Origin of the sequence: Streptomyces sp. NBC_00440, assembly GCF_036014215.1 — a bacterium.
GTDB lineage: Bacteria > Actinomycetota > Actinomycetes > Streptomycetales > Streptomycetaceae > Streptomyces.
Genome location: NZ_CP107921.1, coordinates 7,256,994 through 7,273,597 on the forward strand (window position 1 = coordinate 7,256,994; position 16,604 = coordinate 7,273,597).

Consider the following 16,604-nt stretch of genomic DNA (forward strand, 5'->3'; position numbering starts at 1 on the left):
GGGGTCAGTCGCTCAGCGAGCTGGGGTCGACGGGCGGGCTCGGCAGCCGCAGCGCGGCGATCTCGGCGACCCCGGTGGCATCGATGGGGAAGGCCCACTTCCGTACGAAGAAGTCCGTCAGGTCGTATCCCGACACCCGGCTGGCGTAGGTGGAGAGCGCCCGGTACTGCCTGGCCTCCACGGCCGGGTCGTGGTCGTAGTCCTCGACCGGCGCGTCGTGCTGGTGCTCGGTGCGGACCAGCTGGTGCAGCCGCGGCCAGAAGTCGTCGCCGAAGGCCAGCTCCAGCTGACGCAGCGGGACCAGCTGCTCGTACGGGCCGAACGTCGTCTCGTACGCGATGCCGGGCGTGCCGACCTTGGGCGCCGCCGACTGGAACCAGTTGAGCCCGGTCGTCGCGTCCTTGGTGAGCAGGTTGGACGGCTGGCCCAGGGTGCGCTGGGCGGCCAGCGAGTAGATGTTGACGGTGACCTCGGTGAGCCCGCCCGCCTGGTAGGCGGCCTGCTGGTTGAGGTGGCCCAGCTCGTGGTAGAGCCCCCAGCCCCGGGTGCGCAGCCCCTGAACGGTGCAGAGGCGGTCCATATAGGCGCGGGGGAAGCCGTTGAAGCCGTGCCAGGCGTAGGCGCCGACGCCCTTGGGGACGACGCTCACCTCGTTGAAGTGGTAGCGGCCGGCCTTGGGGCGGTTCAGGGGCTTCGGCCCGACCAGGCCGCTGATTCTGTTGTGCGAGTCGATGATGGTGTCGAAGAGCCGCAGCAGCGCCGCGTGGTCCTCACCGCGGTAGAGCAGCGCGCCCTCGCGGGTCAGCGTCAGGATGGTGTGCCCGGTGGTCAGCTCCACCCACGGCACATCCGTGATGCTGTCCAGCTGCCGCTGGAAGTCCGCCTCGGAGGTGCGGCCCAGCTCGAAACCGGCCATCCGCGCCGTGCCGGAGACGAAGGTGACCGCCGCCTGCTGACCGTGGCCGGCGAAGCTGAGGTAGAGGGGGCCGCCGTAGACGTCGGAGACGGTGTTCTCGCCGGCCCGCAGCGGGAACACCCGGGGGGCCTTGAGGTCCGGGTTCGTGTTGTAGTCGTCGAACGTCCCGATGTGCAGGACGGGCAGCGCCCCGTGGCCCGGCCGGATCCGCACCGTGACCTGTGCGCCGGGTGCGGCGTAGCGGCCGGTCGGGATGAACTCGCTGGCACGCAGCGACCGGTCGAGCCGCAGCCGCTCGGTCTCCGCGCCGGGGAACGCCTCGATCAGCATCGTGGCGCCGTCGTGGGCGCCGTCGTGGGATCCGGTGCCCGCCGGGCCGGCGGTGCGGGCGGCGGATCCGTCGGCCGAAGCACCGCCGGCGCCGAGCAGGGTGATGGCTCCGGCACCCGCCAGCGCGGCGAGCGCGGAGCGGCGGCTGACCGCGGCGGAGGTGAGGGGCAGGTGGGCAGGGCGCATCCGGACTCCCAGGGGCAGAGGTGATGGAGTGGCGTACGAACTGCGCGTCAGCATGTAAGCGGTTGCTATCAACCCGCAAGAGGATCGGGGAAGTTACTGTCTTTTACTATGGCCAACTGGGGACAGGCTGTAAGTAAGCGGTCACGCCCGGCGGCCGCGCGCCGGCGGCGGAGCCACGGAATCGCGTACCACGAGATGGGTGCCGAGCCGTACGGTGCCGGTGCTCGGCTCCCGCCACTCGTCCTCGTCCCCGCCGGGCACCGCGAGCCGCACGGCCTGGCGCCCCATCTCCTCCAGCGGGATGTGCACGGTCGTCAGCCGGGGCCGCAGCTCCTGCGCCACCGGGATGTCGTCGTACCCCGCGAGTGACATGTCCTGCGGCACCCGGACCCCGGCTTCCTCCAGGGCCTGGGCCGCACCGGCCGCGACATTGTCGTTGGCCGCGAAGACCGCGGTGAAGTCCGGTCCTTCCCGCAGGAGTTCGGCCATCCGGCCGCGCCCGAAGGAGCGGCTGAACGAGCCGAGCTGCTCAAGCCCGGGATCCCGGGCCACACCACGCAGCTCCAGTGCGCGCCGGTGCCCGGCCAGCCGGTCACGGGTGGTCGAGAGGGCCGGTGGGCCGCCGAGGTAGAGGATGCGTTCGTGGCCCTGGGTCAGCAGATGGTCGGTGATGGCGAAGGCGCCGCCCTCGTTGTCGTACTCGACGGCCGCGCCGCACGCCTCCTCGCCGAGCGACGGCCGCCCGCACAGCACCAGCTTCGATCCGCCGGCCTCCAGATCGCGGGCCCTGCGCCCCAGTTCGGCGGTGTGCGCGCGGTCGGCGACGCTGCCGCCGACGACGACCACGGCGTCGGCGCGCCGCTCGTGCATCAGCTCGATGAAGGCCAGCTCGCGCTTGGGGTCGCCCTGGGTGCAGCAGACCAGGCAGAGCCGTCCGCCGAGGCTCGCCTCCCGCTCCACACCGCGGGCGATGTAGGCGTAGAAGGGGTCGATCAGCTCGTTGACGATGATGCCGACCGTGCGCCCCGACACCCCGGCCAGCGCGCGGGCGTGCGCGTTGACGACATAGCCCAGCTCGCGCATCGCCTCCTCGACCCGCTCCCGGGTCGCCGTGGCCACCGGGTAGTTGCGGTTCAGCACACGGGAGACGGTCGCGGTCGACACCCCCGCCAGCCGTGCCACGTCGGTGACGGTCGCGCGTCGTCGGCTGTCGGCTGCCGAGGTCTGGCGGCGCATCCGTCCCACCCCCTGGTTGTCGTCCTGTGCCGCTGAGCTTATGGCCTGCGAGGCGGGGCCGTTCATGCGATCCGCTCCAAGTCGGCCAGGTGGACGGGGTGATGGAACGGAAGGCCGCCCGCGTAGCGGCAGAGCTCGTCCACGGCGAGCTCGCCGAGCCTGCCGATCTCGTTGCCCTGGGCGCCCGCCATGTGCGGGGTGATGAAGACGTTCGGCAGGTCCCACAGCGGGTGCCCCGGGGGCAGCGGCTCGGGGTCCGTCACATCGAGTACGGCGTCGAGCCGCCCGCTGACCAGGTGCCCGGTGAGCGCCTCGGTGTCGACCAGGCGTCCGCGTGCCGTGTTGACCAGCAGGGTGCCGGGGCGCATCAGACCGATCCGCCGTGCGTCGAGCAGCTGCCGGGTCACGGGTGTGTCGGGCGCGTGCACGGTCACCACGTCACTGGTCGCCATCAGCGTGTCGAGGTCGGTGGAGACGGCCCCCAGCAACTCGGCCTCGGCGGGGGTGACATACGGGTCGTAGAGCAGGATGTCCGCTTCGAGCACCCGGAGCAGTTCGATGACCCGGCGGCCGATCCGGGAGGCGCCGATGACGCCGATGGTCAGGCCGTGGGTGCCGATCCAGTGCTGCCGGTCGAGGTCGGCGGCGGTGCGGTGGGTGCGGCGTTCGCGGAAGAGCCGGGCGAACGGGAAGGCGCGCTTGGCGCCCATGATGATCGCGGCCAGGGTGAACTCCGCGACCGGTACCGCGTTGGCGTCGGCCGCTGACGACACCGCGACCCCGCGTTCGTACGCCTCCGGGGCGAGGAACGTCTTGACGGTGCCCGCCGCGTGGATGACGGCCCGCAGCCTCGGCGCCCGCTCCAGCAGTCCGGCGTCGATGGGCGGGCAGCCCCAGCCGGTGAGCAGCACCTCGGCGCCGGCCAGCGCGGCGGCTGCATCGGGGGAGTTGAACTCCCTGATGACATAGGGCGGATGGAGATCGGCCGATTCCTCAAGACGGGTCCGTACCCGTGGCGGGAAGATGTCGTCGATCAGTCCGGGGTCCATGGCCAGTACGGTGCGAGGCCGCCGCGGGGGCGGGTCCGGCTCGTCCGTACCGGTCTGGGCCGGTGCCTCGTCGGTGGTTCGCACCCTGCCTCCGGACAGTAAACGCGTTCTATTGATGGGCGGCACGCTAGGGAGCCCAGACGTCAAACGTCAAGCGATCTGCGTGGCCATCTGCCCCCTTTGCGCCGCTATTTGGGGACCTATCCGGGCGATCTCTCCGGCAGAAACATCGAGTAACGCAGACGTTTCCTCCGATCTCTTGACGATGGGGTTAACCGCTTACTACGTTGCGGCGGCAGAAGGCTCGCTCTGCGCCACCCCAGCCGAACAGGACTGCACCATGGCTGAAACAGCACCTCCGATGCCGCTGGACAAGCGGCGCAGGAAGTCCAAAGCGCCATCCCCACCCCTCGTCGCCCAGCACCGGCTGTCCCTGTGGCAGCGGATCAAGCGCGACAAGGTGATGCTGCTGCTGACCCTGCCAGGACTGCTGTACTTCGTGGTGTTCCACTACATTCCGCTGCTCGGCTACATGGTCGCCTTCCAGGACTACCAGCCGTACCTCGGATACATGCACAGCGCGTGGACGGGCTTCGCCAACTTCTCCAGCGCCTTCGCCGACCCGGCCTTCTGGTCGGCGACCGCGAACACGGTCGAGATCGCCTTCGTACAGCTGATCTTCTTCTTCCCCGTGCCGATCGCGCTCGCCCTGCTGCTCAACAGCATCGTCAGCGACAAGCTCCGCCGGTTCATCCAGAGCGTGGTCTATCTGCCGCACTTCATCGGCTGGGTCATCATCGTCTCGATCTTCCAGCAGGTCCTGGGCGGCGCCGGGCTGTTGCCCGATCTCCTCGGGGACCTGGGGCTGCCGCGCTACGACATGATGAGCGACCCCAACGCCTTCCCCTGGCTGATCGCCCTCCAGTCCATCTGGAAGGACGCGGGCTGGGGGACGATCATCATCCTCGCCGCGCTGCTGGGGATCGACAAGCAGCAGTACGAGGCGGCGGCCATCGACGGCGCAAGCCGCTGGCGCCGGCTGTGGCACGTCACGCTCCCCGGCATCGCCCCGGTGATCATCCTGCTGCTGATCCTGAACCTCGGCCAGATCCTCTCCGTCGGCTTCGAGCAGATCCTGCTCCAGCGCGACGCGGTCGGCCCCGGCTCCGGTGAAGTACTCGACACCTACGTCTACTACCACGGCATCAAGGACAACCAGTGGGGCATCTCGGCGGCTGTCGGCCTGGTGAAGGCAGTCGTGGGAACCGTCCTCGTCCTGGGCGCGAACAAGTTCGCCCACCGTCTCGGCCACGAAGGGGTGTACCGCGGTGCGGACAGCTGAGAAGTCACCGGCGAAAGCCCCCGTCACGGCGGCGCCTCTCGCGGCGGCACCCGTGATCACGCCGTCGGACGGCCGTCCGCCGTGGATGGAGCGGCCGACCCGCCTCGGCCTCACCGGCAAGGGCATCGTCCTGGTCCTGGTCGTGCTCGCCGTGGCCTACCCGCTGCTGGGCGTCATCGGCACGAGCTTCGCCTCGCAGACCGACATCATCAAGTCCACCGGCCTCGTCCTGTGGCCCGAGCACCCGACGCTCGACGCGTACCGGACCATCTTCACCGGCGGTGTGGTGACCCGGGCGCTCCTGGTGAGTGTGGGCATCACGGTCTTCGGCACCGCGGCCAGCCTGCTGGCCACCATCGGCATGGCGTACGGGCTCTCCCGCCGCAATGTCACGGGCTCCCGCTTCATCCTGATGACGGCCCTGTTCACCATGCTCTTCAACGCCGGCATCATCCCGAACTTCCTGCTGGTCAACCAGCTCGGCCTCTACAACACGTACGCCGCACTCGTCATCCCCACCCTGATGAGCGCCTTCAACCTGGTCGTGCTGCGCGCCTTCTTCATGAACCTGCCCGAGGAGCTGTACGACGCGGCGCGCGTCGACGGCGCCGGGGACTTCCGCATCCTGCTCCAGGTCGTCCTGCCGCTCTCCAAGGCGGTCATCGCGGTTGTCGGCCTCTTCTACGCCGTCGCGTACTGGAACGCCTTCTTCAACTCGCTGCTGTACCTCCAGGATTCGGACAAGTGGCCGCTGCCCATGGTGCTGCGCACCTTCGTCCTCCAGGGCCAGAGCCTCAGCGGCGCCGCGGCCGGCGAGAGCGTCGCCCCGCAGGAGGCCGTGCAGATGGGCGTCCTGGTGGTCGCCGTCGTACCGATCCTGCTCGTCTACCCGTTCGTCCAGCGCTACTTCACCAAGGGCGTGCTCACCGGCGCCATCAAGGGCTGAACCCGCCTCCGGCAGAACCCGCCGCCGCCACCCCCCGGCCTTCCCTCCCTTCTCTCAAGGAGATGTCCGTGCCGAGCTCCACCCCGATGAATCGCAGAACCCTCTTCCGCCTGGGAGCGGGCATAGGCCTCGGCCTCGCCGCGACCCCGCTGCTCGCCGCCTGCGGCGACGGCGGTACGGCCGCCAAGGCCGAGGCCAAGAGCGCCGACCTGCTGCCCACCACCACGGTGCGCAACATCGGCCTGAAGCCCGACCTGCCGGGGACGGCCGCGGGTGTGCCGCAGGCCTTCTACCGGTACCCGGCGACCACGCCGCGTGCCACCAAGGGACAGGTCCTCAAGGGCGCGAAGCCGATATCGGCGGCGATGGAGACCTTCTCGCCGCCCCCTCCGGCACGCGGCAACAACGCGGCCTGGCAGGCGATCGAGAAGCTGCTCGGCGGGAAGGTCGACGTCACCGCGGTCCCGACCGACGACTACTCGACCAAGTTCACCACGATGGTCGCCAGCGACACGCTGCCGGACATCTTCATGTACCCGGAGACCGGCGGCGTCGACAACAAGGCGGCGTTCTGCGCGGCCAAGTGCGCCGATCTGACGCCCTTCCTGGCCGGCGACAAGGTCAAGGACTACCCCAACCTCGCGGCGATCCCGCAGGCGGCCTGGGAGGGAGCCATCTTCGGCGGGAAGCTGTTCGGCATCCCGATCTCCCGGATGGGGACCGGCGGCGCGGGCTTCTACCGCCATGACCTCTTCGCCGAGGTCGGCGTCTCCAGCCTCGACGAGATCACCAGCCTCGACAAGTTCGTCGAGGTCTGCAAGGAGCTGACCCGCCCGAAGAAGGACCAGTACGCCATCATTGCGAGCGCCACCACCCTGCTCGCCATGTCGGCGGGGGCGCCCCTCTACTGGCGGATGGACCCGAAGACCGGCAAGTTCACGACGGACCTGGAGTCGGACGAGTTCCGCCTGGCGGTCGAGACGTCGCGCAAGCTGTACAAGGCGGGCTGCTACTACCCGGGCACGATCGGCATGTCGGGCGCGCAGAAGTCCCAGTACACCGACATGTTCAAGAACGGCAAGGGCGCCTATGTGTACGACGGGATGCCGTCGTACTACACCCCCAGCACCGGCTATGTGGCGGCGATGGCGGCCGTCAACAAGAAGTTCGACCCCCGGCCCATCACACCGTTCAGTGACAAGGCCATCGCCTGGATGGACAACGTCTCGCTCCAGAACACCCACATCAAGAAGGCGTCCACCGAGCGCGTCAAGCAGCTCCTCGCCCTCGCCGACTTCGCCGCATCGCCGTTCGGCAGCGAGGAGTACACCCTCATCAACTACGGCGTGGAGGGCACCGACTTCACCCGTGACGCCAAGGGCAACCCGATCCTCACCAAGAAGGGCAGCCAGGACGCCACCGTCCCCTGGAAGATGCTCGCCTCCGCCGTACCGGCCGTGTTCAGCACGGACACCGAGAAGGGTGTGCGGTACGTCCACGAGGCGTACGCCAAGATGATCCCGATCATGGAGCAGGACCCGACCCTCAAGGTCTCGTCGCCCACCTGGGACTCCAAGGGCTACGGCAGCCTCTACACGCTCAAGCTGGACGGCCTCAAGGACATCGTCTCCGGCCGCAAGCCCATGTCGTACTACTCCGAGCTGACCAAGCAGTACCTGGCGCACGGCGCAGAGCAGGCCCGTCACGAGTTCGAAGAGGCAGTCCAGAAGGGGAAGAAGTGACCACCAGACGCACTGTCCTCCAGCTCGGCGGCGCGGCGGTGGCCGCCGCCGCGGCCGTACCCGCACTCGGCACACCCGCCCTGGCCCGCTCCTTCGATCCGAAGCCCGGCTCCAGCGGGGTCGGCGACCCGCTCTTCCCGACCCTCGGCAACGGCGGCTACGAGGTCACGCACTACGACCTGACCTTCGACTTCACCCCGGTGACCTACGACTTCACCGCAGCAGTGCGGATATCGGCGCGGGCCACCCAGGACCTGTCCGCCTTCAACCTGGACACCGACGGCCACACCATCGACGCGGTCACCGTCGACGGCCACGCCGCCCGCTGGGAACTGTCGGCAGGCAGCAGCGGCCAGGAGCTGACGCTCACCCCGGCCCGTCCGCTGCACGACGGCCGGCCCTTCATCGTCGAGATCCGCTACCACGGCAACGGCAAGGACAAGCGGCTCGGCCTGGGCGGCTGGGTGTTCGGCAGCGAGGGCGGCTTCGCGTCCGCGGTGCAGTCCTCCCGCGCCGACACCTTCCTGCCCTGCAACGACACCCCGTCCGACAAGGCCACCTGGGCCTTCCACATCAGCGCGCCGAAGGGCTATGTGGCCGCCGCCAACGGCGAGTTGCTGCACCGGACCCCGCGCGCCGACGGCTCGGCGGTCTGGCACTTCGCGCTCCGCGAGCGGATGCCCACCGAACTCCTCGGCATCGCGGTTGTCAAGGGCACCTATCTGTACGGCAGCAGCCACACCGGTCTGCCGCTGCGCCATATCGTGCCGCAGGGCCACGAGGACACCTACGCGCCGATCGTCGCGCGCACGGCCGACCATCTGGCCTGGCTGGAGGCGAAGTTCGGGCGGTTCCCGTTCTCCACGTACGGGCTCCACATCTACGACGGCTACACCGACGCGCTGGAGAACCAGACCCTCACCCTGATGGGCACCAACTGGTTCAAGCTCAACGCCGACGGCAACCCGACGTACGAGAACACCATGGTCCACGAGATGACCCACCAGTGGTTCGGCGACTCCGTCACCCCGCACGACTGGCAGCAGGCCTGGCTCAACGAAGGGCCCGCCACCTACTACGCGGCCGTGTACAGCGAGGAGCGCGGCTGGTCGGTCGTCGCGGACAAGATGAAGGCCACCTACGGGACGCTGGACTCGGTCCGCGCCAAGGACGGCCCGCCGGGACTGCCCAAGGCGCTCGGCGGCGCCAACATCTACGACGGCGGCGCGCTCGTGCTGTACGCGCTCAACCAGCAGGTCGGGCAGCGTACATTCGACCGGATCATGCGCGAGTGGGTCCGGCGCTTCAAGGACTCGACGTACACCAGCGAGCAGTTCATCCGGCACACCGTCGACGTCACGGGCGACCGCACCCTGGACCGTTTTCTGCGCGACTGGCTGTTCGGCGCCACCAACCCGCCGATGCCGGGCCACCCCGACTGGAAGGCCGCCGCATGAACCGCCGCGCCACGCACCGCTCAGCCATCCACCGCCCGGCCGCCCGCCGCATCGGCACCGCGCTCGCCGCCGTCGCGGCGCTGCTGGCCACCGCGCCGCTCGCGCAGGCCGCCCGGCCCTCGCACACCGACACCCTGTACGCGGCCCCGCACGGCGCAGGAGCGTCCTGCACCCACAGCCGCCCCTGCTCCCTGGACGGCGCCCGCGACAAGGCCCGCACCCTGCACGGCGATGACGTCACCGTGCAGCTCGCCGGGGGTACGTACACCCGCACCGCGGCCCTGAAGCTCACCGCTGCCGACTCCGGCACCACCTGGACCGCGGCGCCCGGCGCCCGCCCCGTCCTCTCCGGCGGCCGTACGGTCACCGGCTGGACCAGGACGTCCGGCGGGGCCTGGGCCGCCCGGGTGCCCGACGGCGTCACACCCCGGCAGCTCTTCGTCAACGGCGTCCGGGCCACTCCCGCCCGCGGCGGAGCCTGCGCCGCCAGTGTCTGCGACGCCACCAAGACCGGTATGACCGGCGCGAAGGCGACCGGGATCGCCGACTGGAAGCGGCCCACCGACGCCGAGGCCGTCATCAAGGTCCGCTGGCGCAACTACCACTGCCGGATCGCCGGGGTCAGCGGCGACACCATGACCTTCGCCCAGCCCTGCTGGACCAACTCGGCCAGCGGCACCGACCGCACCGGCCCCGCCTGGGACTCCACGACCGTGGACTCCACTCGCTACACGGGCGTCGCGTTCTTCGAGAACGCACCCGAACTCCTCGATCAGCCGGGCGAGTTCGTCCACGACTCGGCCACGCACACCATCACGTACCTGCCGCGCAAGGGCGAGAACATGCGGCACGCCACCGCCGTCACGCCCGTCACGGAGCAGCTGGTGACGGTCGACGGTGCGCACGACGTCGCCATCCGGGGGATCGGCTTCGCCTACGCCGCCTACCACCAGCCGGACACCGACGAGGGCTACGCCGGGATGCAGGCCGGCCTCACCCTCACCGGCGCCACCGGTCCCGTCGACCACTCCGGCCGCTACTACACCAAGCCGTCGGCCGCGCTCACCGTGCACGGCGGCCGCCATGTCACCGTCGACGGGGCGTCGTTCACCCACCTCGGCGGGGCCGGTGCGGTCCTCGAAGCCGGTACGAAGGACTCCGGGATCACCCACTCCGACTTCACCGACCTGTCGTCGGGCGCCGCGTACATCGGCGACACCGACCCCAACCCCGCGCCCGAACTGGCCGGTGAGCGCAACACGTTCGCCTACAACACGGTCACCCGCGCCGCCGTCGAGTACACGGACGCGGCCGCGGTCTGGGCGGGCTACGAAGCCGGACTCGTGATCGACCACAACAGCCTCGACCAGCTGCCCTACTCCGGTATCTCGGTCGGCTGGGGCTGGAACCAGCCGGAGGCGCAGAAGTCGGTGCTGCGCGACAACCGGATCACCGACAACCGCATCACCAACGTCATGCAGGTCAAGGACGCCCAGCACGACGGCGGCGCGATCTACACCCAGGGCGCCCAGCCCGGCACGGTGGTCTCCGGCAACTACATCAACCGCTCCGCGTACGGCAACACCGAGCGCGACGGCAACGGCATCTACCTCGACGAGCAGTCCTCGTACATCACCGTCGAGAACAACGTCCTGACCCGGCTCGGCTACAAGTGGGTCTCCAACTGGGCCGACTACGGCATCCAGAACACCGCACGCGGCAACTGGACCGACACCGACGCGCCCCCCATCGCGGGGACCGGCTCGACCATGACGGACAACCACACCCGCCTGGAACAGCTCCCGGCGGCGGCGCTGAAGATCGCCTCGGCGGCCGGCGCGCACCGCGGCTCCGTCGAGCAGCTCAGCCCCGACCTGGCCCGCACCGGCACCGCCACCCAGTCGTCCACCGACGGGGCCGCCGCCGCACTGGCCATCGACGGGGACACCTCGACGGACACCCGGACGCTCTCCGAGCAGGGCGCCTGGTGGCAGGTGGATCTGGGCTCAGTGCGGCACGTCGGCCGGATCGAGATCTGGAACGACGCCTCGACCACGACGGCCGGCTTCGACGTCCGGGCGGACAAGAAGACCGTCCACGTCGGCGGCAAGGCGCTGCGGCCCACGGTGCTGGGCCTGAACACCGACACGCGGTACGTGAAGATCCAGCTCACCGGCACCGGACGGGTCGGGCTCGCCCAGGTCGCCGTCCACCCGTAGGGCCTGTGCAGCTGCTCGTAGCGGCAGCTTGCGGGCGGCCCCTTCCGGGGGGCCGCCCGCACCCGCATCACCCGCATCACCCGCATCACCCGTGCCACCCGCACCATCCGCATCACCCGCACCAGTGAAGGAAGCCCCATGTCCGACCTCCGTATCGGCGTCCTCGGCTACGGCCTGCGCGGCAGCATCGCCCGCACCGCCCACCGGCCCGGAGCCGGCTCGCGCGTCACAGCACTCGCCGACCCCGACCCGGCCGCCCGTACGGAGGCGGCCACGGCCTTCCCCGGCGCACTGATCACCTCCGCCCACCGCACGGTCCTCGACGACCCGGACATCGACGCGGTCCTGGTCGTCACCCCAGACCACACCCACGCCGAGCTGGCCTGCGAAGCGCTGCGTGCGGGCAAACCGGTCTTCGTGGAGAAGCCCCTCGACATCACGGTCGAGCGGTGCGACGAGATCCTGCGCACCGCGTACGAGACCGGCACCCGTCTCTACATCGGCCACAACATGCGCCATATGCCGGTCGTCCGGCTGATGCGCGACCTCATCACCGCCGGCACGATCGGCGAGGTCAAGACCGTCTGGGTCCGGCACTTCGTCGGCTACGGCGGCGACTGGTACTTCAAGGACTGGCACGCCGAACGGAAGTACACCACCGGACTGCTGCTCCAGAAGGCCGCACACGACATCGACGTACTGCACTGGCTGGCGGGCGGTTACGCACGCGACGTCCAGGCCATGGGCGACCTGATGGTCTACGGCGACAACCCGCACCGCCGCGAGCCCGGTGAGCCCAAGGCCGCCGACTGGTACACCAAGGACGGACACTGGCCGCCGCACACCCAGCGCGCCCTCAACCCCGTCATCGACATCGAGGACGTCTCCCTGCTGAACATGCGCCTGGACAACGGCGTGCTGGCCGCCTACCAGCAGTGCCACTTCACTCCCGACTACTGGCGCAACTACACCGTCATCGGCGACGCGGGCCGCCTGGAGAACTTCGGCGACGGGCCGGGCAGCCAGGTGAAGGTCTGGAACACCCGCCGCTCCGTGTACCGCGAGGACGCCGACGAGATCCACGCCGTGCCGGACGCGCAGGACGAGGCGGGCCACGGCGGCGCCGACCCGTTGCTCATGGACGAGTTCCTGCGGTTCGTACGCGAGGGCGGCCGCACCGACACCTCACCGGTCGCCGCCCGGATGGCGGTGGCCGCCGGGGTGCGGGCCACGGACTCGCTCCGGGACGGCGGAACCCCGCGCCGGGTGCCCCCGCTCGACCCGGCGCTCGCCGACTACTTCGAGCGCGGCCAGCAGCGCAGGGGGTGACCGGGGGTGCGGGGCCGTCGCTCGCGGGCTCCGACCCCTTGGCTCGCGGCCCGGAGTCCGTGGCCTGGCGTTAGCGGCCTGGCGTTAGCGGCCGGGACGTCCCGGCCAGGAATCCGGTGATGCTCCGGTGCAGCGAGGCGGCGTCCAGGCCATGCGCTGCGACATGCTCCTCGATCTGCCCGTACCGCCGCAGCTCCTTCCTGCCGACCCCGAGGCCCAGCACCCGGTGCGGCCGGTCGGCCAGGGCGTCGTTCGCCGCGGCCGTCGACGTGCCGGCCAGATACGGCTCGACCAGCACCACATCGGCCCGGTCGTGGGCGTCGGTGGCCCAGCGGAGGGCCGCGCCGTCGAAGGGCCGCACGGTCGTCGCGTACAGCACGGTGACATCCATGCCCTCCGTCGCCTCCAGGACGGCGTCCAGGACCGGCCCGACGGCCACCACCACCCCGCCGTGGCCCTCGCGCACGGTGTGGAAACCGCCTCCGGTGACCGGCCGCGGCCGCTGATTGGCCTGCACCGACAGCCGTACGTACACCCGGTCGTCCCCGCGCACGGCCCGGCGCAGCAGGGCCTCCGCCTCGTCGGGATGGCCGGGTACGTGCACGGTCCAGCCGTCGAGCGTGTCGAGGAGCGCCACATCGCCGGGCGACATGTGGGTGAAACCGCCGGCCGGCCAGTCGTACGACCCTCCGGCGCTGACCAGCACGGCCCCCACACCCTGGTGCCCGAGGTCCAGCTTGACCTGCTCGAAGGGGCGCTCGACCAGGAAGCTGGCGAAGGTGTGCACCACGGGGCGCATCCCGGTCAGCGCCATCCCGGCGGCGGCACCGATCAGCAGCTGCTCACGGATCCCCACATTGACCACCCGGCCGGGGTGGGCGCGTGCCGCGTCGGCGAATCCGTCGCGGGTGATCTCGGCCAGTACGACGGCGAGCCGCGGGTCCTCGTCCAGCAGCCGCGACGTGGTGGCGGCGAAGCGCTCACGCATGTTGTCCATGACAAATCCCTCTCGGCTGGTCCGGCTCAGGCGTTCTTGGGCTCGACCCGGGCGACCACGGCGTGCGGCCGGCCCGGATGCGGTGCGGTGAAGGCGGCGTACAACTGCTCGTGGTCCCGCCCGTCGACGGTCTCGACCGACCACCCGCCCGCTTTGAAACGGGCCGCGATCCCACCGGGGGCCCCGTAGCTGGCGGAGGCGTTGTCGATCACCACGGTGTGCAGCTGCTCAAGGCCGGCGGGCCCGGCATAGGCGACGGCCTCGTGCACCGAGCCCTCGTCCAGCTCGGCGTCGCCGATCAGCACCCACACCCGCGGCGCGGTGAGCCGCTGCGCCCGCAGCCCGAGCACCGTGCCCACGCCGAGCGGCAGCCCGTGCCCGAGCGACCCGCTGCCGATCTCGGCACCGGGCACCAGCAGCCGGTCGGGGTGGTGGCCGAGCGGGGAGTCGTACGAGCCGAAGCCCGTCAGCAGCTCAGCGGGGAAGAACCCCTTCGCCGCCAGGACCGCGTAGTACGCCATGGGCCCGTGCCCCTTGGACAGGAGGAAGCGGTCCCGCCCCGGGTCCGAGACGGTCTGCGGCGTGACCCGCAGCACCCGGTCGTACAGCACCCAGAGCGCGTCCAGGGTCGAGGTCGCGGCAGGTCCGTGCTTCTCGTCGCCCGTCATGAGGGCCATCAGCCTGTGCAGGTCTGTGTCCGTTTCCATACAGCGGACGATCCAACATCAAGCGCACTTGAGGTCAAGCGCAACGGCTGGGGAAACGCGTTCGTGACCACCGGCTGAAGTGCGGTATTGTTTCGGTGCGCGTTCGGCCGGGGAAGCCCCGGGCCGGATCGGGCACCGGGACGTGGCGCAGCTTGGTAGCGCACTTGACTGGGGGTCAAGGGGTCGCAGGTTCAAATCCTGTCGTCCCGACTCGTGAGAGTCGTAGGTGAGGGCCGGTTTCGGAGCAATCCGAAACCGGCCTTCGGCCATTTTCGGGGACAAGTCAGTCCAGTGCGCCGGCGCCGGAGGTCATGTCGGCGCAGGTGCTCGTAGCCGAGCCTGGTGACCACGTCGTCCCCGTACGTGGTGTCGCGCAGGACGGCGGTGGAGACGCGTCCGCCGCGTAAGCCGGTGAACAAGGGAGACCGTGATGCAACGTGTTGCTTCGTTACGGGCCCTTAGTCGAGTCAGGGACTGGCGCGGTGGCTTCCGCTCCGTTTCCAGCACCGAGCCCTCCTCAGAAGTGCTCGTCGCGTACCGGTCTGCGACAGGTCTCCGAAGGCGCGCCGCAAGCGCGCGCAAGGCGCCGGTGCCGAACGTCGTCGGGGGTGAGCACGGTCTCGACGGGGTCGGCTGCTCTTTCGTGAGTGGCAACCCGAGTTGCCGGCCTCCGGGCCCGTGATCGCTTGCGTGGGTCGTCGTCTCACGACTTCTCACAAGCGCTGTTGAGCAAGGTCAGCCGAGCAGTTCTGCCGGCTTCTCCGCACCCGTTCGATGAATTGGCCGTGGCTGTCCTCGCGTTGGCGTGCCGGTCCGGGGGCTTGGCCTCAGCTCGCGGTCGAGTCGTGCCAGTGTGGTGGACGAGGATGCACCTCGTGGCCAACGAAAGCAGCGAGATCGTTCTGAGCAAGCAGGACCTGCGTGGGGTCGCCCATTATGCGGCGGAGAGCGCGCAGGAGGTCTTGGAACTCTTTGAGAGAGCACACCCGGCCGACTCGCGACCTCGCGACGCGATCGACGCCGCGTGGACGTTCGCCAGAGGTGGTGAACGCGGGAAGTCACTGCGCGACAGTGGGTGGGCGGCGCACAAGGCGGCCCGAGATGCAGGCGCCGCGGTCGCGGGCAATGCAGCGCGAGCAGCGATGTGCGCGGCCTCCGCCGCGTATTTGCATCCGCTGGCCGACGCTCACCAGGTCAAGCACATTCTGGGGGCAGCGGCCCACGCAGCGAGAGCGGCCGAACTCATGGCGGGCGATGACCGAGATGTCGGGGTTGATCATATTGAGCAAGCTCTCCGGCGCGCGACACCAGTCGTCGTTGACGTGCTCAACCGCTATCCCGCAGCACCTTCTGGCGGAGGGCGCGTCGGCGAACTGCTCCGCGATCTGGATGCGGCTCTCCGCAGCCGTTCCTGAAGGCCTTGCGGTGCTGCCCGGCGAGTACACCGAGGACCGCCACGGGGACTCCCACGTCATCGTCTTCGCCGACCTCCAGGGCAAGATCAGGGCGTAGACAGCTGGCGCTGCTCCGCCGTGCTCTCTGCCAACTGCTGGCGCAGCAGCCCGGCCCGCTCGGCCCTGGGCCCCGGGTATCTGGCTCAGGCCGGGTCTTCCAGGGCTTTGATGAGGAGATGGGACAGCCGGCGGAACTCCTCGGTGTTGGCCCTGTCGAACTTCTCCAGTGCCGGAGCCAGTCGGGCCTCAATCTGGATGAAGGTCTCATCCATCACCTTGTGTCCCTTGGCGGTGAGATGGTTGTCCACCACCCGGCCCCGGGCCGGGGAGCGCTCCACCAGTCCCTCCTCCTGCAGGGTCCGGACGAGACGGCTGACGGCCTGCGGCGTGTGGACCGCGGCGCGCGCGAGCTCTGAAGCGGAGGCGCCGGGTGTCCGCTTCAGTTCCCGCAGCACCGTCCACTGCCCGAGGGTGAGCCCCAGAGGGTGGATGACCTGCTCGATCCGGTCGGCGAAGTGTTGCCGAATGATCCTGGACAGTGCACCGATTTCGATCCCCTGAGGTAGCGGGTCGCCCGAGTTCTTCATGTTTGACACTGTACTTGTCGGGTTCTATATTGAATCAAAGTTCAATATGGAATCCTGATTCCATGCCGGTTGGCTGATCGCTTGAGCGATCGAGGTGTCCGTTTCAG

General features: G+C 69.8%; 14 protein-coding genes, 1 tRNA gene and 1 pseudogene. 9 read left to right on the top strand and 7 right to left on the bottom strand.

The window, feature by feature from the left end:
• Positions 1-4 precede the first annotated feature (4 nt).
• The 3 genes from OHB13_RS32375 to OHB13_RS32385 form a co-directional block, all read right to left on the bottom strand.
• Positions 5-1,432, bottom strand: coding sequence for a M60 family metallopeptidase (locus OHB13_RS32375; protein WP_328379452.1), 1,428 nt, complete (start codon positions 1,430-1,432; stop codon positions 5-7).
• Between the two features lie 141 nt (positions 1,433-1,573).
• Entirely contained in the window at positions 1,574-2,668 is a 1,095-nt protein-coding gene (locus tag OHB13_RS32380) for a LacI family DNA-binding transcriptional regulator (protein ID WP_266860550.1), read from the bottom strand.
• A 62-nt stretch (positions 2,669-2,730) separates the two neighbouring features.
• Entirely contained in the window at positions 2,731-3,717 is a 987-nt protein-coding gene (locus OHB13_RS32385; protein ID WP_266860549.1) for a hydroxyacid dehydrogenase, read from the bottom strand.
• A gap of 340 nt (positions 3,718-4,057) precedes the next feature.
• Here OHB13_RS32385 and OHB13_RS32390 point away from each other — a divergent pair, with 340 nt between their 5' ends.
• From OHB13_RS32390 to OHB13_RS32415, 6 genes are all read left to right on the top strand, one after another.
• A complete protein-coding gene (locus OHB13_RS32390) occupies positions 4,058-5,059 on the top strand; it encodes an ABC transporter permease (protein WP_328379453.1) in 1,002 nt (333 codons plus the stop codon).
• Between the two features lie 85 nt (positions 5,060-5,144).
• On the top strand, positions 5,145-6,005 hold the full coding sequence (locus OHB13_RS32395; RefSeq protein WP_266860547.1) for a carbohydrate ABC transporter permease: 861 nt from the start codon (positions 5,145-5,147) through the stop codon (positions 6,003-6,005).
• A gap of 68 nt (positions 6,006-6,073) precedes the next feature.
• On the top strand, positions 6,074-7,747 hold the full coding sequence (locus OHB13_RS32400) for an extracellular solute-binding protein (RefSeq protein WP_328379454.1): 1,674 nt from the start codon (positions 6,074-6,076) through the stop codon (positions 7,745-7,747).
• A complete protein-coding gene (locus tag OHB13_RS32405; protein WP_328379455.1) occupies positions 7,744-9,204 on the top strand; it encodes a M1 family metallopeptidase in 1,461 nt (486 codons plus the stop codon). The genes OHB13_RS32400 and OHB13_RS32405 overlap by 4 nt, the downstream gene beginning before the upstream one ends.
• Entirely contained in the window at positions 9,201-11,423 is a 2,223-nt protein-coding gene (locus OHB13_RS32410) for a galactose-binding domain-containing protein (protein WP_328379456.1), read from the top strand. Before OHB13_RS32405 ends, OHB13_RS32410 begins: the two co-directional genes overlap by 4 nt.
• A 138-nt stretch (positions 11,424-11,561) precedes the next feature.
• A complete protein-coding gene (locus OHB13_RS32415; protein WP_328379457.1) occupies positions 11,562-12,752 on the top strand; it encodes a Gfo/Idh/MocA family protein in 1,191 nt (396 codons plus the stop codon).
• A gap of 70 nt (positions 12,753-12,822) precedes the next feature.
• On the opposite strand, the gene OHB13_RS32420 is transcribed toward OHB13_RS32415, so the two are convergent.
• Both OHB13_RS32420 and OHB13_RS32425 read right to left on the bottom strand, forming a co-directional pair.
• On the bottom strand, positions 12,823-13,749 hold the full coding sequence (locus OHB13_RS32420; protein WP_328379458.1) for a transketolase family protein: 927 nt from the start codon (positions 13,747-13,749) through the stop codon (positions 12,823-12,825).
• Positions 13,750-13,775: 26 nt separating this feature from the next.
• Positions 13,776-14,456, bottom strand: a complete 681-nt coding sequence (locus OHB13_RS32425) for a transketolase (RefSeq protein WP_328379459.1) — start codon at positions 14,454-14,456, stop codon at positions 13,776-13,778.
• 136 nt (positions 14,457-14,592) lie between these two features.
• Between OHB13_RS32425 and OHB13_RS32430 the strand changes: the two genes are divergently transcribed.
• Positions 14,593-14,666 (top strand) — tRNA-Pro (locus OHB13_RS32430).
• Positions 14,667-14,737: 71 nt separating this feature from the next.
• On the opposite strand, the pseudogene OHB13_RS32435 reads toward OHB13_RS32430, so the two are convergent.
• A pseudogene (locus OHB13_RS32435) lies at positions 14,738-14,875 on the bottom strand (site-specific integrase); the annotation flags it as partial.
• A gap of 447 nt (positions 14,876-15,322) precedes the next feature.
• Between OHB13_RS32435 and OHB13_RS32440 the strand changes: the two are divergent.
• Together OHB13_RS32440 and OHB13_RS32445 are read left to right on the top strand one after the other, a co-directional pair.
• On the top strand, positions 15,323-15,871 hold the full coding sequence (locus OHB13_RS32440) for a putative immunity protein (protein WP_405943585.1): 549 nt from the start codon (positions 15,323-15,325) through the stop codon (positions 15,869-15,871).
• Positions 15,846-15,968, top strand: coding sequence for a hypothetical protein (locus OHB13_RS32445; RefSeq protein ID WP_328379461.1), 123 nt, complete (start codon positions 15,846-15,848; stop codon positions 15,966-15,968). Before OHB13_RS32440 ends, OHB13_RS32445 begins: the two co-directional genes overlap by 26 nt.
• Before the next feature lie 85 nt (positions 15,969-16,053).
• On the opposite strand, the gene OHB13_RS32450 is transcribed toward OHB13_RS32445, so the two are convergent.
• On the bottom strand, positions 16,054-16,497 hold the full coding sequence (locus tag OHB13_RS32450; protein ID WP_266851059.1) for a MarR family winged helix-turn-helix transcriptional regulator: 444 nt from the start codon (positions 16,495-16,497) through the stop codon (positions 16,054-16,056).
• Positions 16,498-16,604: the final 107 nt, after the last annotated feature.